The sequence below is a fragment of the Streptomyces sp. NPDC001530 genome (assembly GCF_042894545.1).
Lineage (GTDB): Bacteria > Actinomycetota > Actinomycetes > Streptomycetales > Streptomycetaceae > Streptomyces.
Genome location: NZ_JBIAVS010000002.1, coordinates 473890 through 492137 on the forward strand (window position 1 = coordinate 473890; position 18248 = coordinate 492137).

Consider the following 18248-nt stretch of genomic DNA (forward strand, 5'->3'; position numbering starts at 1 on the left):
GCACCCTGAAAGGGGTTTCGATCACTTGATCCGCGTGCGGCTGGGCACCTCATCTGTCACTTGCCCTGGGAGGGCCAGCAGGTGGGGTCGCCCTTGCACCACATGGTCTTCGTCACGGTGACGGTGACGGTGGGGTTGGGCTGTCCGTTCGTGGGGTGGTACGTGACGGGCGGGTTGGGGGTGTTGGTGGCATTGCAGTTCCCCAGACCGTTCACATGGAACCACTCCTTGCCGCCGACCTTCGCGACGAGATCCCCGCGCACGCACGCGCCGCTGACGGCTCGGGTGACCTTGCCCTCGACGGTGATGTCCCGCCCGTCTTCCGTCTGCCCCCGGCAGTCGACGGAGGCGACCGTGTTCTCGGTCGGCGAGGGGGTCTTTCCCGGGGTGTAGGCCTTGTTGTTGCTGCCGTACGAGGCCGTGCAGCTGAGCCAGCGCACGTCCACGTGCTGCCGTTCGAGTTCCTTGGTCGCGGTCTGGTCGGTCGTGTACGCCACCGTGGCCGAACTCAGGCCGTCCGTGGGCTCACACGCGGCCACCCCGAACACCCCGGCCGCACCGAGCCCGACCGCCACCAGCACCTGCCGACGCCCTGTCCGACGCCCTATACGCCTCAAAGCCCCCATAGACGGCAGCCTGCCACTGTCCCGCGCACCGCGGTAGACCGCATGCGGCCACGCTACCCAGGACCACCCGAAGGAGTTTCCCGCCCCCGCTAAAGATTTCTAGCGTCGGCCGGGGGAAATCTTTCAGCCCGTCCGGCGTTTGAGGACGAGCGCGTTAGCGCGATACGGGGGGTCTGGGGGACGGAGCCCCACAGGTACGGGACGGGTAGGGGCGGAGGGGGCGAAGAAAACCCCTGCTCAGCCACGCAGCAGCAGCCACTCCTGGAGTTCGACCAGGTTGCCCTCAGGGTCCTTGAGGTGGGCGACGCGCATGCGGTCGGTCATGAGGGCCGGACCGTGCAGGATGGTCGCCCCGCGCGAGGTGATCTGCTCGCAGTACGCGTCCAGGTCGTCCACGCGCAACACCACCAGCGACCGATGCCCCGTCGCCAAGTCCCCCAGTTCACCAAGGACTTCGGCCATCACCGCACGGTCCTGTATGGCGATGCCCGCCGACCCGGTGGCGGGGCTGAACTTCTCGTACGGCCCCTCGGTCGCTCCCGACTGCGGCTTGAGCCCCAGGACTTCGGCGTAGAAGCGATAGCACGCGGCGAAGTCCGAGACGAGCAGCCGCACTTGAGCAAGTTCCACGACGTTCCCCCGTGCCTGTCAGGACCAGCGTCCGGTACGCGCCAGCAGCACCGCCGCCGCCACAGTCCCGGCGGTCGATGTACGCAGCACGGTACGCCCCAGGTGGAACGTCCTCGCGCCCGCCTCGGTGAAGAGCTCGACCTCCTCCGGAGAGATCCCGCCCTCGGGGCCGACCACCAGCACGATCTCCCCGGCGGAGGGAAGTTCGGCCGTGGCGAACGGCTCGGTCCCGAGCTCCGTGTCCTCGTGCAGCACCGCCGCCAGATCCGCTTTGGCGAGAAGTGCGGCAACCTGTTTGGTCGTCATCGCGTCCGCGACCTCGGGGAAGCGGACCCGACGGGACTGCTTGCCGGCTTCCCGAGCGGTGGCCCGCCACTTGGCGAGCGCCTTCAGCCCGCGGTCGCCCTTCCACTGGGTGATGCAACGGGAGGCCGCCCAGGGGACGATCGCGTCCACGCCGGTCTCCGTCATGGTCTCGACGGCGAGCTCGCCCCGGTCGCCCTTGGGGAGCGCCTGGACGACCGTGATGCGCGGCTCTTCCGCCGGTTCCTCGGCCACCGTGCCCATCTGGACGATCAGCCGGTCCTTGCCCTCGGTGCCCAGCACCACGCAGTCCGCCCAGCGCCCGGCGCCGTCGGTGAGGACGACGTCCTCGCCGGGCCGCAGTCGCTTCACGGAGACGGCGTGCCGCCCTTCGGGGCCGTCGAGGACGTAGCGTCCGCCGCTCTCCGCGTTGAAGTGCTCGACCACGAATACGGGAGCCGTCACTGGTCCTCGCCTCCCACCTGGAACGCCGACAACGCTGTCCTGGCCTCGTCGAGTTCGGCGACGAGCACCTCCACCAGCTGCCCCGCCGACAGCTCGCGCGCCATGCGGTGCCCCTGCCCGGCCCAAAGCGCCATGCCCTGCGCGTCGCCCGCCTGCGCGGCCGCCTTGCGCAGCGGGGAGGTGAGGTGGTGGATCTCGGGGTACGCGGCGGGCGCGTACGGGCCGTGCTCGCGCATGAAGCGGTTGACGAGGCCGCGCGCCGGGCGGCCGGAGAACGCGCGCGTCAACTCCGTCCGTACGAACAGGGGGTTGGTCAGCGCCTGCTTGTGCACGGCGTTCGCGCCGGACTCGGGGGTGGCGAGGAACGCGGTGCCGAGCTGGGCCGCGCTGGCGCCCGCCGCGAGCACTGCGGCGATCTGGCTGCCGCGCATGATGCCGCCGGCCGCGACGATCGGGATCTGCACGGTCTCGCGGACCTGTGCGATCAGCGAGAGCAGTCCGATGCCGGTGCCGTCCGTCTCCGGGTTGTCGCGGTGGGTGCCCTGGTGGCCGCCGGCCTCGACGCCCTGCACGACGACCGCGGCGGCGCCGGCCCGCTGCACCGCCAGGGCCTCCTCCGCCGTGGTGGCGGTGACCATCGTCAGCGTGCCGGCGCGGGCGAGGGAGTCCAGGACGTCGCGGGTGGGGATGCCGAAGTGGAAGGAGACCACCGGCACCGGGTTGTCGAGGAGGACGGCGAGCTTGGCGTCGTAGCCGTCGTCGCGGCCACTGTCGGGGTCGCCGAGCTCGGTCTCGTACCAGGCGGCCTCGCCCGCGAGCTGGTTGGCGTACACCTCGACGGCGGCCGAGTCCGCATACTCGGGCTGCGGCATGAAGAGGTTCACGCCGAAGGGGCGGCCCGTGAGTCCGCGCAGCTGCTTGATCTCCTGGTACATGCCGTCGGCGGTCTTGTACCCGGCGGCGAGGAACCCGAGCCCGCCGGCCTCGGCCACGGCGGCCGCGAGGTGCGGGACGGAGACGCCGCCCGCCATGGGGGCCTGCACGATCGGGTGAGGGAAGAGATCGGTCAGTGCGGAGGACATGACGGCATGTTGTCACGTCCTCCGAACAAGTCCGAATCCGGCCTTCCGCCTGGCATAGGCCAATGGGATGGGCACCCGCGACCACATATTTTCGCCCCCGTGGAACGCCCCGCAAGGGGCGCGGGGAACTGCGCGACAAGCCCCCACCCACCCGCAGCCAAAAGACAACCCAGGGGGTCTGGGGGGCACAGCCCCCAGTACGGGACGGGCAGGGGCGGAGGGGGCGAAACCCCCACCTCAGCGACCGTTGAACGCGTCCTTCAGACGTGAGAACAGTCCCTGCTGCCCGGGCTGGAACTGCCCGGTCGGCCGCTCCTCGCCCCGCAGCTTCGCCAGCTCCCGCAGCAGCCGTTCCTGCTCGGGATCGAGCTTCGTCGGAGTCATCACCTCGACATGCACGATGAGGTCACCACGCCCCCCACCCCGCAGATGGGTGACACCCCGCCCGTGCAGCGGAATCGACTGCCCGGACTGCGTGCCCGGACGGATGTCGACCTCCTCCAGCCCGTCGAGGGTCTCCAGTGGCACCTTGGTGCCGAGGGACGCCGCGGTCATCGGGATGGTGACCGTGCAGTGGAGGTCGTCACCGCGCCGCTGGAAGACGGCGTGCGGCAGCTCGTGGATCTCGACGTAGAGGTCACCGGCGGGCCCGCCACCGGGCCCGACCTCACCCTCACCGGCGAGCTGGATCCGCGTGCCGTTGTCGACACCGGCGGGGATCTTCACGGTCAGCGTCCGCCGGGAGCGGACCCGTCCGTCACCCGCGCACTCGGGGCACGGGGTGGGGACCACGGTCCCGAAGCCCTGGCACTGCGGACAGGGCCGGGACGTCATGACCTGGCCCAGGAAGGACCGCGTCACCTGCGACACCTCACCGCGACCGCGGCACATGTCACACGTCTGGGCCGAAGTCCCCGGCGCCGCGCCCTCGCCGTTGCAGGTGGCGCAGACGACGGCCGTGTCGACCTGGATGTCCTTCGTCGTGCCGAAGGCCGCCTCGTCCAGCTCGATCTCGAGCCGGATCATGGCGTCCTGGCCACGGCGCGTACGCGAGCGCGGCCCGCGCTGCGACGCCGTACCGAAGAACGCGTCCATGATGTCCGAGAAGTTCCCGAAGCCGCCGGCGCCGAAGCCGCCCGCGCCCGCGCCGCCCGACTGGGACAGCGGGTCGCCACCGAGGTCGTAGACCTGCTTCTTCTGCGGGTCCGACAACACCTCGTACGCGGCGTTGATCTCCTTGAACCGCTCCTGCGTCTTCGGATCGGGATTGACGTCCGGGTGCAGCTCGCGCGCGAGCCTCCGGAACGCCTTCTTGATCTCGTCCTGGGACGCGTCGCGGCGCACGCCGAGTACGGCGTAGTAGTCCGTGGCCACTTACGACTCCGCCAGGATCTGTCCGACGTACCGTGCCACCGCTCGTACCGCTCCCATCGTTCCCGGGTAATCCATGCGGGTCGGTCCGACCACGCCGAGTTTGGCGACTGCTTCGCCGCCCGAACCGTAGCCGACCGAGACCACGGACGTGGAGTTGAGTCCCTCATGGGCGTTCTCGTGACCGATCCGCACGGTCATGCCCGAATCCTTCGCCTCACCAAGCAACTTGAGGAGGACGACCTGCTCCTCCAGCGCCTCGAGGACGGGGCGGATGGTGAGGGGAAAGTCATGTCCGAAGCGCGTCAGATTGGCGGTGCCGCCGATCATCAGCCGCTCCTCGGTCTCCTCGACGAGTGTCTCCAGGAGGGTGGAGAGCACCGTCGCGACCGTACCCCGGTCCTCCGGCTCCTCGAAGGCCTCCGGGAGGTCCTGCACGAGCTGCGGGACGTCCGCGAAGCGGCGGCCCGCGACCCGGCTGTTGAGCCGCGCGCGCAGATCGGCGAGGGAGGTCTCCCCGAACGGCGCCGGGCAGTCGATCATGCGCTGCTCGACCCGGCCGGTGTCGGTGATCAGCACGAGCATCACGCGCGCGGGGGCGAGCGACAGCAACTCCACGTGCCGCACGGTCGAGCGCGTCAGCGAGGGGTACTGCACGACGGCGACCTGCCGCGTGAGCTGCGCGAGCAGCCGCACGGTGCGCGCCACGACGTCGTCGAGGTCGACGGCGCCGTCGAGGAAGTTCTGGATCGCGCGGCGCTCGGGCGCGGTCATCGGCTTGACGCCCGCGAGCTTGTCGACGAAGAGCCGGTAGCCCTTGTCGGTGGGGATGCGCCCGGCGCTGGTGTGCGGCTGGGCGATGTAGCCCTCGTCCTCCAGCGCAGCCATGTCGTTGCGCACGGTCGCCGGGGAGACGCCGAGCCGGTGCCGCTCGGTGAGCGCCTTCGATCCGACCGGCTCCTCGGTGCCCACGTAGTCCTGGACGATGGCGCGCAGCACCTCGAGCCTGCGTTCACTGAGCATCGCGCACACCTCCAGAAGTCTTTCCCGCGCTCTTCGTGGCCTTCGGCCTGGCACTCAGCGCACGTGAGTGCCAGCATTCCCCGGCCCAGTGTACGGCGGTGAGGTACGGCCCCGGCAAGGGCGGGCCTGCGATGTCGTGCCTGGCAGGCTCTCATGGTTAGCGTCTCCGTATGAGGCTGACTTGGGAAGAGCTGGGGTGGGAAAGGGTGGCACCCGGGGTCGGGCGGCGGCGGCTTCCGGTCTGGGACTGCACGGCCGGGCTCGTGGTGGGCGGGGGCGCGGCGCTGATGATCGACGCGGGGTCGAGCCTCGGGGAGGGCGCGCGGCTGCGCTCGCAGGCGCGGCGGCTCCTCGGTGGCGACCGCCGCGTGACGCACCTCGCACTCACACACCCCCACTTCGACCATGTCTTCGGGGCGGCGGCGTTCGCGGGGGTGGAGGTGTTCGGGGCGGTCGGCCTGGACACGGTCTTCGCGCGCGACCGCGAGGAGCTGCGCGCGGACGCCGTACGGAGCGGTCTCGACCCGCGCGAGGCGGAGGAGGCCGCGGACCTCCTGGTCCACCCCCGCCATCTGGTGTCCGGCGAGTGGACCCTCGACCTGGGCGGCGGCACCCAGGTCCTGCTGGCGAACGTCGGCCCGGCTCACACCTGCTACGACCTGGTGGTGCTGGTCCCCGGATCGCCGTCGTCCCCGGAGATCGTCTTCTGCGGCGACCTGGTGGAGGAGTCGGGCGAGCCCCAGGCGGGCCCGGATGCCGTCCCGTCGCACTGGCCGGCGGCGCTGGACCGGCTGCTCGATCTGGGCGGGGAGGACGCGGTGTACGTGCCGGGGCACGGAGCGGCGGTGAATGCGGCGTTTGTCCGTGCGCAGCGGGACGCGTTGGCCACACGTTTCGGCGTGTCTTCGTAGCGGACCGGGGGCTTCTCCTATCGTCATCCGAATGCGCCAGTACTCTCCGGACCTGACCCCGCCGTGGAAGAAGCCCCAGCCCGTGCCCGAGGTCCCCGCGGACCCCGGCCTGGTGGTCGAGGAGCCCGGCACCGGCTTCTGCGGCGCGGTGATCCGCTGCGAGGCGGGCACGGTGACCCTGGAGGACCGCTTCGGCAAGCACCGGGTGTTCCCGCTGGAGCCGCGCGGCTTCCTCCTGGAGGGCAAGGTCGTGACGCTGGTCCGCCCCGCCGCCGGTCCGCCGCGTCCCACCCGGACGGCCTCCGGTTCGGTCGCCGTACCCGGCGCGCGGGCCCGGGTCGCGCGGGCCGGACGCATCTACGTGGAGGGCCGCCACGACGCCGAACTGGTCGAACGCGTCTGGGGCGACGACCTCCGTATCGAGGGCGTCGTCGTCGAGTACCTGGAGGGCATCGACGACCTCCCGTCGATCGTCGCGGACTTCGCCCCGGGGCCGGACGCCCGCCTCGGCGTCCTCGTCGACCACCTCGTCCCCGGCACGAAGGAGTCCCGCATCGCGGACGCGGTCACGAGCGACCACGCCCTGGTGCTGGGCCACCCCTACATCGACATCTGGGAGGCCGTGAAACCGTCCTCCGTGGGCATCCGGGCCTGGCCCCGGATCCCGCACGGCCAGGACTGGAAGACGGGCGTCTGCCGCGCCCTGGGCTGGCCGGAGAACACCGGCGCGGCCTGGCAGCACATCCTGTCCCGCGTGCACTCCTACAAGGACCTGGAGCCGGAACTCCTGGGCCGGGTGGAGGAGTTGATCGACTTCGTGACCGCACCGGCGTAACTGTGGGCAGCAGTCGTACGCAGCTGTGGGCAGTCGTGCCGCTGGGGCGGCGCCCATCCCAGCGGAAAGCGGCACCCCGGGCGCCTCAGTCCACCAGGTCCCGCACCACCGCGTCGGCCAGCAGCCGCCCCCGCAGCGTGAGAACGGCGCGACCGGCGTCGTACGGACCGGGTTCGAGGAGTCCGTCGGACAGGGCCCGGCGGGAGGCGGCCAGACCGTCCGGCCGGAGCAGGGACAGCGGGCAGCCCTCGCGCAGCCGCAGCTCGAGCAGGATGCGCTCCACGCGGCGGTCCTCCTCGGAGAGGAGTTCGCGGCCCGCGCCCGGTGAGCGGCCGGAGGCCAGGGCCGCGGCGTAGGCCCCGGGGTGTTTCACGTTCCACCAGCGCACGCCGCCGACGTGGCTGTGGGCGCCGGGGCCCGCGCCCCACCAGTCGGCGCCGCGCCAGTACAGCTCGTTGTGCAGACACCGGCCGGCGTCCGAGGTGGCCCAGTTGGAGACCTCGTACCAGTCGAAACCGGCCACCGAGAGGATCTCGTCGGCGATGAGGTAGCGGTCCGCGTGGACGTCGTCGTCCGTCATCGGGACCTCGCCGCGGCGGATACGACGGGCGAGCTGGGTGCCCTCCTCGACGATCAGGGCGTACGCGGAGATGTGGTCGGGACCGGCGCCGAGCGCGGCGTCGAGCGAGGCGCGCCAGTCGTCGTCGGACTCCCCCGGCGTGCCGTAGATCAGGTCGAGGTTCACATGCTCGAAGCCCGCCGCCCGGGCCTCGGCGACACAGGCCTCGGGGCGGCCGGGGGTGTGCGTGCGGTCGAGCACCTTCAGGACGTGCTGCCGGGCGCTCTGCATGCCGAAGGAGATCCGGTTGAAGCCTCCGGCGCGCAGGGTCGCGAGGTACGCCGGGTCCACCGACTCCGGGTTCGCCTCGGTCGTGATCTCCGCGTCGTCCGCGAGGCCGAACTCGTCGCGGATCGCCCCGAGCATCCGTACGAGATCGTCGGCGGCCAGCAGGGTCGGCGTACCGCCGCCGACGAAGACCGTGCGGACGGGGCGCGGGTCGTCGCCGAGGACCTTGCGGGCCAGGCGGACCTCGTCGATCAGCGTCTCCGCGTAGTTGTCGCGGGAGGCGAGCACGCCTCCGGTGCCCCGCAGCTCGGTCGCCGTGTAGGTGTTGAAGTCGCAGTAGCCGCAGCGGGTCGCGCAGTACGGCACATGGAGGTAGAACCCGAGGGGCCGCTCGGCCGCCCCGGCCAGGGCGCGCACGGGCAGCGCCCCGTCATCGGGGACGGGCTCACCGTCGGGAAGTGCGGAAGGCATGAGTTCTATTGTCCAGCACGGGCAGGGGTGCCCTCGTTTCCTTCGCCCCAGGAGCGCCCCTGTCAGGGGCGCGGGGAACTGCGCGACCAGCCCCCACCCACCCGCAGCCGAAAAACAACCCGGGGGGTCTGGGGGGCGGGGCCCCCAGAGACGATGGGGGTCCCCCCTGCTCGAGCGAAGCCGAGAGCTTGGGGGAGGGTAGAGGCGGAGGGGGCGAAAAACGCCGTCGGCCCGCCCTACTCGGCCTGCAGCACCAGCAACGCCAGGTCATCCTCCGGCGGCCTCGCCCCGAACTCGTGCACCAGCCGGCGGATCCGTTCCGCAACCAGCTCGACGCCGAGCCCGACACACCCCGAGAGGGCCTTCGCAAGCCCGTCGTCGTCATCGAACTGCCGCGACCCGCTGCGCCGCTCCGTCACCCCGTCCGTGACACACAGCACAGTGTCACCGGAGTGCAGCTCGAACGTCTCGGAGGTGTACCCGGCGTCCTCGAACACGCCGAGGAGCGTCTGCGGCCGAGCCACCTCCCGTACGTCGCCGCCGGGACCGAGCAGTAACGGCAGCGGGTGCCCGGCGGAAGCCAGCGTGCAGCGCACACCGCCGTCGAAGGGAACGAGCTCGCCGTACAGCATGGACAGGAACCGCGTCTGCGGCCCGGGATCCGCACCGAGCCCGGGCCCACCCGCGGCCACCAGCGCACGCGCCGCCGCGTCCGCGGCCTCCGTCGCGTCGTCGAGCAGAAGCTGGTTGAGGCGGTCGAGAACGTCCGCGACGTCGTAGCCCTCGCGGGCCAGCAGCCGCAGCCAGGGCCGGGCCAGGCCGATCACGACGGCGGCCTCGGGCCCCTTGCCCTGGACGTCGCCCACCGCGAAGCACCAGCGCCCGTCCCCCGCCGGGAACAGGTCGTAGAAGTCGCCGCTGGGCCCGCCCTTGTCGAGCGGCTCGTACACGAGGGCGCTGCGCACCCCGGGGATCTCGGCGACCGCGCCGGGCAGCAGGCCGCGCTGGAGGACCCGGCTGATGGTGGCCTGGCGCGCGTACTGGCGGGCCGCGCCGATGGACAGGGCGATACGGCGGCTGAGGTCCTCGACGAGCCCGGTGATCTCGTCGGGGAAGCCGAGCTGCCCGGCCCGCCCGATGACGAGCGTGCCCAGCGGCCGCCCGCCCGCGATCAGCCGGTACGCGAGCGCCGCCCCGCTCGCTCCGCGCCCGCCCAGCGCCTCGCCGGGCCAGGGCACGGGGACGGCCCGGGAACGCACGGCGTCGGGCAGCAGCGGCGGGTCCTTCTCCAGGGCCCGGCGCAGCTCCTCGATGCGGTTCTCGCTGCCGTGCCAGACGCGGGCGAGCCGGGGTCCCAGGGCGAAGCCGGGTCCGCCCGCCCGGTCGGTGGCCTCGTCCTCCAGCCACACCGCGCACCAGTCGGCCAGACGCGGCACGAGCAGCTGTCCGGCGAGCGCGGCCACCAGGTCCTCGTCGAGTTGCCCGGCGAGCAGATCGGATGCCTCGGCGAGGAAGGAGAGGGCGCCGCGGTTGAGCCAGTCCTGGTCCTGCTGGGCGTTTCGCCTCGCAGCGGGCGCGAGTATCTCGCCGGCCCGCAGCCGCCGCTCAAGGGCCCTCTCACCGGCGTACGCCTCTATCTTCTCCGCATCGCCCGTCTTCTCCGTATCGCCCGTCTTCCCCGCGCCCCCGGAATTCCTGCAGGCTCCGGCGGTCCTGTCAGCTCGGTCGTTCCTGTCGCCTTCCACGACCCCATCGGCTCCCGAATTCCGACCGCCACCCGAGAGCCCCCCGCCGCCCAAGACCCCACCGACACCGGAGACCCCACTGCCACCCGAGCTCCCACCGGATGCGCCATGCCTCTCGACCCCCGAAATCATTTCGCCACCCGAGACGCTCTCGGCACCCGAAACGCCCTCCACCCCCATGACCCCGCTTCCGCCCCCCGCAACAGGCAGCCGCGCCCACACGGTCTTCACGCCGGTGCGATACGTGATCCCCCAGGCCTCGGAGAGCGCGGCCACGAGCCGCAACCCGCGCCCGTACTCCGGTGTGCCGTAAGGCCGTTCGACGCTGTCGCCGCGTACCGCGCGCGAGGGGTGATGGTCGGAGACCTCGACGACGAGCGGGCCCGGCGCCCCGTCGCCCGCGCATTCGAGGCGGCACAGCAGTTCGACGTCGGTACCCGCGTGCACGACGGCGTTGGTGACGAGTTCGCTGACCACCACGACGGCGTCGTCGGTGAGCCGGTCGTCGATGGTCTCGGCGCCGGGCAGGGCGAGTTCGGCCCAGTCGGCGAGCGCGCCGCGGGTGAACCGGCGGGCGGTTCCGGGGGCGAGCGGAGTGCCCGGCAGCGAGGTACGGGCCATGGCTTCCTGGCCGGCGCGGTGGTGCGCAGGCGCATCAGGGGAACGCGCCATGGACTCCCGTTGCGTCGGAATGGCCCCCACTGTGCAGCTCCCTGAGCAGTTCGGACGAATACGCCTCAGGCGATGCGGACAGAGTGACAGACTGGCCCTGCCCATAAGCGCCGAGTTACCGAAGTGGGCCACCATGAGTGAGAACAGTGGTATGCATGTGCTCGAAGACGGACAGATTCGAGCATCGGATCTGCGTCCGCTGCTCGCCGCGATGACGGCCGCGAGGGACGGCGATTTCAGCAAAGTGCCGGAAACGGGGCACGGGCTGGTAGCCGAACTGAGCACGATGTTCAACCAGATCATGGACCGCAGCACCCACTTCAACTCCGAGGTGCAGCGCGTCCGCCGGGAACTGGTCCGTCACGGCCGGCTCGATGAGCGCCTTTCGGCCAGCCCGGGCCAGGGCAACTGGACCTCGCGCGTCAACGACGTGAACCAGTTGCTCGACGCCCTGGTGGCCCCCGCGGCGAACGCGACCCGCGTCCTCGACGCGGTGGCCGGCGGCGATCTGACCCAGCGGGTCGACCTGCACGACGGCAATCGTCAGCTCCGGGGCGATTTACGCCGGTTGGGCCGGGCGGTCAACAAGATGGTCGACCAGCTCTCCCTCTTCACCGGCGAGGTCACCCGCGTCGCCCGCGAGGTCGGCACGGAGGGGCGGCTCGGCGGCCGCGCCAAGGTGACGGGCCTGTCCGGGAGTTGGCGGGACGTGACCGAGGCGGTCAACACGATGGCGTCCCGGCTGACGGCCCAGGTGCGGGACATCGCCCTGGTGACCACGGCGGTGGCGCGCGGCGACCTGACCCGTACGGTGACCGTCGAGGCGACCGGCGAGCTCCTCGAACTGAAGCTCACCGTGAACACGATGGTCGACCAGCTGTCCGCCTTCGCCGACGAAGTCACCCGAGTCGCCCGCGAGGTCGGCACGGAGGGCCAGTTGGGCGGCCGGGCGCAGGTGCGCGGTGTGTCGGGGGTCTGGAAGGACCTCACCGACAACGTCAACTTCATGGCCTCGAACCTGACTTCACAGGTCCGCAACATCGCCCAGGTCACCACGGCCGTGGCCAACGGCGACCTGAGCCAGAAGATCACGGTCGACGCACAGGGCGAGATCCTGGAACTCAAGTCGACCATCAACACCATGGTCGACCAGCTCTCCGCCTTCGCCGACGAAGTGACGAGGGTCGCCCGCGAGGTCGGCACAGAAGGAAACCTCGGCGGCCGGGCGCAGGTACGCGGCGTGAGTGGCGTCTGGAAAGACCTCACCGACAACGTCAACTTCATGGCGGACAACCTGACGTCGCAGGTCCGCAACATCGCCCTCGTCTCCACGGCCGTGGCCCAGGGCGACCTCGGCAAGAAGATCACCGTCGAGGCGAAGGGCGAGATCCTCGAACTGAAGTCGACCATCAACACCATGGTCGACCAGCTCTCCGCCTTCGCCGACGAAGTGACGAGGGTCGCCCGCGAGGTCGGCACCGAGGGCAACCTCGGCGGCCAGGCCCAGGTCCGCGGCGTCTCCGGGGTCTGGAAGGACCTCACCGACAACGTCAACTTCATGGCCCTGAACCTGACCTCCCAGGTCCGCAACATCGCCCAGGTGACGACGGCCGTCGCGAACGGCGACCTGTCGAAGAAGATCACCGTCGACGCCCGCGGCGAGATCCTGGAGCTGAAGGACACCGTCAACACGATGGTGGAGCAGCTGCGCGCCTTCGCCGACGAGGTGACCCGCGTGGCCCGCGAGGTCGGCACCGACGGCCGGCTCGGCGGCCGCGCCCAGGTGCTCGGCGTGTCCGGCGTCTGGCGCGATCTGACCGACAACGTCAACTACATGGCCGACAACCTGACCTCACAGGTGCGGAACATCGCGCAGGTCGCGACGGCCGTGGCCCAGGGCGACCTGTCGAAGAAGATCGACGTGGACGCCCGCGGCGAGATCCTCGAACTGAAGACGACCATCAACACGATGGTCGACACCCTCTCCTCCTTCTCCTCCGAGGTCACGCGCGTGGCCCGCGAGGTGGGTTCCGAGGGCCAGCTCGGCGGCCAGGCCCGGGTCGAGGGCGTGTACGGCACCTGGAAGCGCCTGACGACCAACGTGAACGAGCTCGCCTCCAACCTCACCACCCAGGTCCGCGCGATCGCCGAAGTGGCGTCCGCGGTGGCCCAGGGCGACATGTCCCGCTCCATCACCGTGGAGACCCAGGGCGAGGTCGCGGAGCTGAAGGACAACATCAACCTGATGGTGGCCAACCTCCGCGAGACCACGCGTGCGAAGGACTGGCTGGAATCGAACCTCGCCCGTCTCGCCGCGCTGATGCAGGGCCACCGCGACCTGATGGAGGTCGCCGACCTGATCCTGCGCGAGCTGACCCCGCTGGTGAACGCCCAGTACGGCGCCTTCTTCCTGGCCGACCCGGAGGAGGACGGGACGTCCCTGCGAACGGCGGTGCCCACCAAGGGACTTGCCTTCATTGCCGGGTACGGATCGGCGCAGGGCGCGACCGTCGACACGGGCGGCATGCCGGTGCACGGGCTGGTGCGGCAGGCGGCCCGCGAGAAGAAGCGGATCCTCGTCGAAGAGGCCCCGCCGGACTACATCAAGATCAACAGCGGTCTGGGCGAGGCGGCCCCGGCGAGCGTCGTGATCATCCCGATCCTCTTCGAGGACAAGCTGCTCGGCGTGATCGAGCTGGCGTCCTTCTCCCGCTTCTCCGACGTCCACCTGGCGTTCTTCGACCAGTTCGTGAACACCATCGGCGTCGCCATCAACACCATCATCGCCAACTCCCGTACGGAGTCCCTGCTCGGCGAGTCCCAGCGGCTGGCCATCCAGCTCCAGGACCGCTCGGACGAACTCCAGTCGCAGCAGGCTGAGTTGCAGCGCTCGAACGCCGAACTGGAGGAGAAGGCAGCACTTTTGGCGACGTCGTCGCAGTACAAGTCCGAGTTCCTGGCGAACATGTCGCACGAACTTCGTACACCGCTGAACTCACTGCTGATCCTGGCCCGGCTGCTCTCCGACAACCCGGACGGCCATCTCTCCGACCAGGAAGTGCAGTTCGCGACCACGATCCACCGCTCGGGCTCCGACCTCCTCCAGCTGATCAACGACATCCTGGACCTGTCGAAGATCGAGGCCGGCCGGATGGACGTACGCCCCAAGAAACTCCCCCTCATCAAGCTGCTCGACTACGTTCACGCGACCTTCCGCCCGCTCACCCTCGACCGGGGGCTCGCCTTCGAGGTGACGGTCGGCGAGGACGTACCGCGGGAGATGTACTCGGACGAGCAGCGGCTCCAGCAGATCCTGCGCAATCTGCTCTCCAACGCGATCAAGTTCACCGCGACCGGGCGGGTCGAGCTGCGCGTCAACCGCGTCAAGGACCCGGACCACACCTACACCCGCGAGAACAGCGACGACGTGATCGCCTTCGCGGTCTCCGACACCGGCATCGGCATCGCCGCCGAGAAACTCCCGGTGATCTTCGAGGCGTTCCAGCAGGCCGACGGCACCACCAACCGCAAGTACGGCGGCACGGGCCTCGGCCTGTCCATCAGCCGCGAGATCGCCGGGCTGCTCGGCGGCCGGATCATCGCCGAGAGCAAGCCCGGCAAGGGCTCCACCTTCACGCTGTACGTCCCTGTCGTGAGCCCCGGGCACGCGGCGACCGGACCCACCTCCGAGGACCGTCCGGCACCCGTGCCCGAGCAGCTGTCCAGCGAGCCGCACACCGCACACGACACCGCCGACACCTGGCCGACCCCCACCAAGCTGGAGGCGTGGAAGTCCGGCCGGGCAGGTCAAGTGCTGCCGGGGCGCCGGGTGTTGATCGTGGACGACGACATCCGCAATGTCTTCGCGCTCACCCATGTGCTGGGCCGCGTCGGCATGCCCGTCCTGTACGCGGAGAACGGCCGCGAGGGCATAGAGACGCTCGAACGCAATCCCGACGTCGAACTCGTCCTGATGGACATCATGATGCCGGAGATGGACGGTTATGAGACGATCTCCGCCATCCGTCGCACCCCCCGCTGGACGGGCCTGCCCATCGTCGCGCTGACCGCGAAGGCGATGCCGGGCGACCGCGAGAAGTCCATCGCACGGGGTGCCAACGACTACGTACCGAAGCCGGTGGACGTCGACCAGCTGCTCACGGTCGTCTGCGCCCTCCTCGACCCGGAGAGCACGGACGACGACGAGAGTACGGACGACGACGAGAGCGCGGAGCCGGAGGGGCGCACCGATGTCGAGGGAACTGGGGGCACCTCCCTGCTCGAGCCAAGCCGAGAGCTTGGGAGAGCGTGGACGCCCGAAGGGTCGAGCACGGTCGTTCCCTCGACACCGGCTGAGGCGCCCCGGAGGCGGAGCGCCCAAGAAAACGCAGACTGAGTGAGGCAACAGTCATCATGATCGCTGAGGAAACGACCGACGAGCGCGCCAGCATCCTCCTGGTTGACGACATGGAGGACAACCTGATCGCGCTGGAGGCCGTCCTGGGGTCCCTCAACGAGCCGCTGGTGCGGGCGCGTTCGGGCGAGGAGGCGATGAAGGCCCTGCTGCGGCAGCGGTTCGCCGTCGTCCTGCTCGACATCCGGATGCCGGGCATGGACGGCTTCGAGACCGCCGCGAACATCAAGCGGCTCGACCAGACGAAGGACGTCCCCATCATCTTCCTGACGGGCACGGACGCCGACGCGGGCTACGCCTTCCGCGGGTACGCGACCGGAGCCGCCGACTATCTGACGAAACCCTTCGACCCCTGGGTCCTGCGTGCCAAGGTCACCGTCTTCCTCGATCTGCACCGCAAGAACCAGCAGTTGGAGCGGATGCTCGCCCGCGAGCAGGAACAGTTCAACGAGCTCGCCAACCGCCTCAAGAAGATCGAGACCCACATGGCGGCCAGCAGCCTCCAGGACGTCTTCGAACTGCGCCACCAGGTACGGCAGATGGAGGAGTTGTTGAGAGAGATGCGGAGGGGGCGGGGCCTGTAGCCCCGCCCGGCTGCCACTTTGAGGTCAGACCCCGCCCGGCTGCCGCTTGAGGTCAGACCCCGCCCGGCTGCCGCTTGAGGTCAGGCCCCGCCCGGCTGCCGCTTGAGGTCAGGCCCCGCCCGGCTGCCGCTTGAGGTCAGGCCTCGCGCGTCCCCGCGTACATCTCGTCGATCAGGTGCTTGTACTCCCGCTCGACGACCGGGCGCTTCAGCTTCAGGCTCGGTGTGATCTCGCCGTGTTCGACGTCGAGGTCGCGCGGCAGGAGGCGGAACTTCTTGATGGTCTGCCAGCGCTGCAGACCCTCGTTGAGTTCCTTGACGTAGCCCTCCACAAGGGCGACCGTCGCGGGGGCTGCGACGACATCGGCGTACGACTTGCCGTCCAGGCCGTTCTCCTTCGCCCAGTCCAGGATGGACGGCCCGTCGAGGGCGATGAGCGCGGTGCAGAAGTTCCGGTCGGCGCCGTGCACGAGGATGTTGGAGACGTACGGGCACACGGCCTTGAACTGGCCCTCGACCTCGGCGGGCGCGATGTACTTGCCGCCCGAGGTCTTGATGAGGTCCTTCTTGCGGTCGGTGATGCGGAGGTAGCCGTCGGGAGACAGCTCGCCGATGTCGCCGGTGTGGAACCAGCCGTCGGCCTCCAGGACCTCGGCGGTCTTCTCGGGCAGCCCGTGGTAGCCCTCCATGATGCCGGGGCCGCGCAGCAGGATCTCGCCGTCGTCCGCGATGCGCACCTCGGTGCCGGGCAGCGGCTTGCCGACCGTGCCGGTGCGGTACGCCTCGCCGGGGTTCACGAAGGAGGCCGCGGAGGACTCCGTGAGGCCGTACCCCTCCAGGATGTGAATGCCGGCGCCGGCGAAGAAGTAGCCGATCTCGGGCGCGAGCGCGGCGGAGCCGGAGACGCAGGCGCGCAGGTTGCCGCCGAAGGCCTCGCGGATCTTGGCGAAGACGAGCGCGTCGGCGACCTTGTGCTTGGCGCCGAGCCCGAAGGGGACGGAGGCGGTGCCGGTGCGGCGGAAGTTGTCCTGGCTGGTCTTGGCGTACTCGCGCGCGACCTCGGCCGCCCACTGGAAGATCTTGTACTTGGCGCCGCCGCCGGCCCGTGCCTTGGCCGCGACCCCGTTGTAGACCTTCTCGAAGATGCGCGGGACGGCCGCCATGTATGTCGGCTGCACGACCGGAAGATTCTCGATGATCTTGTCGACTCGGCCGTCGACGGCGGTGACGTGCCCGACCTCGATCTGGCCGGAGGTGAGCACCTTGCCGAAGACGTGTGCGAGCGGCAGCCACAGGTACTGCACGTCCTCGCCGCTGATCAGCCCGGTCGCGGCGATCGCCTTCGCCATGTACGCCCAGTTGTCGTGCGGGAGGCGGACGCCCTTGGGGCGGCCCGTGGTGCCGGAGGTGTAGATGAGGGTGGCGAGCTGGTCGGCCGTGATCGCGCCGACCTTCTCCTTGATCAGGTCGGGGTTCTTCTCCAGGTAGGCGGCGCCACGCGTCTCCAGCTCGGCGAGGGTGAGCACCCAGTCGCCGGTCTCGACGCCGGCCGGGTCGATGACGACCACGTGCGTCAGCTCGGGCAGCTCGGCGCGCTTCTCCTGGGCCTTGGCGAGCTGGGCCGCGTCCTCCGCGATGAGCACCTTGCTCTCGGAGTCGGAGAGGATGAACGCCGACTCCTCGGCGTTCGTCTGCGGATACACGGTCGTGGTGGCCGCGCCCGCGCACAGGATGCCGAGGTCGGCCAGTATCCACTCGACCCGGGTGGAGGAGGCGAGCGCGACGCGCTGCTCCGGCTGCACACCCAGTTCGATCAGACCGGCCGCGATGGCGAAGACCCGCTCGGCGGCCTGCCCCCAGCTCAGCGACTTCCACTCGTCCGGGCCCTCACCCGAGGCCGGTGGCACCGGGTAGCGGTAGGCCTCGGCGTCCGGTGTGGCCGCCACGCGCTCCAGGAAGAGGGCCGCCACGGACGGCGGACGGTTCTCGATCAGGGTCTGTGTGTCGCTCACGACATCCTCCGGGGCCCGCGACAGTGCGTGCGTCTGGCTCGATCGACTGTTGGCTGCTGCCAACTGCTGTCTCTTGGCTGCCGACTACTGCTGTGCGGCTGGCTGGTTTCGGCTGTTGTTTAACTCGCGAGTAACCATCGAGCAGAGATCAGAGTAAAGCGCGTCCGGCCGGTGCGTAAGGGGCGGCGGCCTGTCACTTCCTACAGAGAGCAACCCTACGCACGCGTACGGGCCCGTCGCGCCGAAGCGCGACGAGCC

The 18248-nt window shown here is 70.3% G+C and carries 13 protein-coding genes; 4 read left to right on the top strand and 9 right to left on the bottom strand.

Annotated elements, in window-relative coordinates; all coding sequences use genetic code 11:
- Positions 1-56: 56 nt before the first annotated feature.
- From ACFY0T_RS05010 to hrcA, 6 genes are all read right to left on the bottom strand, one after another.
- Positions 57-626, bottom strand: coding sequence for a hypothetical protein (locus ACFY0T_RS05010; RefSeq protein ID WP_388864630.1), 570 nt, complete (start codon positions 624-626; stop codon positions 57-59).
- A gap of 237 nt (positions 627-863) precedes the next feature.
- On the bottom strand, positions 864-1256 hold the full coding sequence (locus tag ACFY0T_RS05015; protein WP_388864632.1) for a VOC family protein: 393 nt from the start codon (positions 1254-1256) through the stop codon (positions 864-866).
- A gap of 18 nt (positions 1257-1274) precedes the next feature.
- Entirely contained in the window at positions 1275-2024 is a 750-nt protein-coding gene (locus ACFY0T_RS05020) for a 16S rRNA (uracil(1498)-N(3))-methyltransferase (RefSeq protein WP_388864634.1), read from the bottom strand.
- On the bottom strand, positions 2021-3106 hold the full coding sequence (locus tag ACFY0T_RS05025; protein ID WP_388864636.1) for a nitronate monooxygenase: 1086 nt from the start codon (positions 3104-3106) through the stop codon (positions 2021-2023). The genes ACFY0T_RS05020 and ACFY0T_RS05025 overlap by 4 nt, the downstream gene beginning before the upstream one ends.
- Positions 3107-3343: 237 nt before the next feature.
- Positions 3344-4480 carry a molecular chaperone DnaJ gene (dnaJ, locus tag ACFY0T_RS05030; protein WP_388864638.1) on the bottom strand — a complete coding sequence of 379 codons (1137 nt, stop codon included), beginning with the start codon at positions 4478-4480 and terminating at the stop codon, positions 3344-3346.
- Entirely contained in the window at positions 4481-5500 is a 1020-nt protein-coding gene (gene hrcA, locus ACFY0T_RS05035; protein WP_028804625.1) for a heat-inducible transcriptional repressor HrcA, read from the bottom strand.
- 170 nt (positions 5501-5670) lie between these two features.
- Here hrcA and ACFY0T_RS05040 point away from each other — a divergent pair, with 170 nt between their 5' ends.
- Positions 5671-6411, top strand: a complete 741-nt coding sequence (locus ACFY0T_RS05040) for an MBL fold metallo-hydrolase (RefSeq protein ID WP_388864639.1) — start codon at positions 5671-5673, stop codon at positions 6409-6411.
- 31 nt (positions 6412-6442) lie between these two features.
- Complete coding sequence (locus tag ACFY0T_RS05045; RefSeq protein ID WP_388864641.1) at positions 6443-7246, top strand: DUF3097 domain-containing protein; 804 nt, start codon at positions 6443-6445, stop codon at positions 7244-7246.
- 85 nt (positions 7247-7331) lie between these two features.
- On the opposite strand, the gene hemW is transcribed toward ACFY0T_RS05045, so the two are convergent.
- Both hemW and ACFY0T_RS05055 read right to left on the bottom strand, forming a co-directional pair.
- The gene (gene hemW / locus ACFY0T_RS05050) at positions 7332-8564 is read right to left on the bottom strand and encodes a radical SAM family heme chaperone HemW (protein ID WP_388864643.1); all 1233 of its coding nucleotides are present in this window, start codon (positions 8562-8564) and stop codon (positions 7332-7334) included.
- Positions 8565-8800: 236 nt separating this feature from the next.
- The gene (locus tag ACFY0T_RS05055; RefSeq protein ID WP_388864645.1) at positions 8801-11011 is read right to left on the bottom strand and encodes a SpoIIE family protein phosphatase; all 2211 of its coding nucleotides are present in this window, start codon (positions 11009-11011) and stop codon (positions 8801-8803) included.
- A gap of 103 nt (positions 11012-11114) precedes the next feature.
- Between ACFY0T_RS05055 and ACFY0T_RS05060 the strand changes: the two genes are divergently transcribed.
- Both ACFY0T_RS05060 and ACFY0T_RS05065 read left to right on the top strand, forming a co-directional pair.
- Complete coding sequence (locus tag ACFY0T_RS05060) at positions 11115-15377, top strand: HAMP domain-containing protein (protein WP_388864647.1); 4263 nt, start codon at positions 11115-11117, stop codon at positions 15375-15377.
- 17 nt (positions 15378-15394) lie between these two features.
- Positions 15395-15979: a response regulator gene (locus ACFY0T_RS05065; RefSeq protein WP_388864649.1), complete on the top strand. Its 585-nt coding sequence runs from the start codon at positions 15395-15397 to the stop codon at positions 15977-15979.
- A 136-nt stretch (positions 15980-16115) separates the two neighbouring features.
- Here the strand turns inward: ACFY0T_RS05065 and ACFY0T_RS05070 are convergent, their stop codons facing one another.
- Positions 16116-17990, bottom strand: coding sequence for an AMP-dependent synthetase/ligase (locus ACFY0T_RS05070; RefSeq protein ID WP_388864651.1), 1875 nt, complete (start codon positions 17988-17990; stop codon positions 16116-16118).
- Positions 17991-18248: the final 258 nt, after the last annotated feature.

Bases quoted from the DNA above. Each gene is read 5' to 3' on its own strand.
- ACFY0T_RS05010 (WP_388864630.1), bottom strand. From the start codon at position 626: ATGGGGGCTTTGAGGCGTATAGGGCGTCGGACAGGGCGTCGGCAGGTG.
- ACFY0T_RS05025 (WP_388864636.1), bottom strand. From the start codon at position 3,106: ATGTCCTCCGCACTGACCGATCTCTTCCCTCACCCGATCGTGCAGGCC.
- hrcA (WP_028804625.1), bottom strand. From the start codon at position 5,500: ATGCTCAGTGAACGCAGGCTCGAGGTGCTGCGCGCCATCGTCCAGGAC.
- ACFY0T_RS05040 (WP_388864639.1), top strand. From the start codon at position 5,671: ATGAGGCTGACTTGGGAAGAGCTGGGGTGGGAAAGGGTGGCACCCGGG.
- ACFY0T_RS05045 (WP_388864641.1), top strand. From the start codon at position 6,443: ATGCGCCAGTACTCTCCGGACCTGACCCCGCCGTGGAAGAAGCCCCAG.
- hemW (WP_388864643.1), bottom strand. From the start codon at position 8,564: ATGCCTTCCGCACTTCCCGACGGTGAGCCCGTCCCCGATGACGGGGCG.
- ACFY0T_RS05060 (WP_388864647.1), top strand. From the start codon at position 11,115: ATGAGTGAGAACAGTGGTATGCATGTGCTCGAAGACGGACAGATTCGA.
- ACFY0T_RS05065 (WP_388864649.1), top strand. From the start codon at position 15,395: ATGATCGCTGAGGAAACGACCGACGAGCGCGCCAGCATCCTCCTGGTT.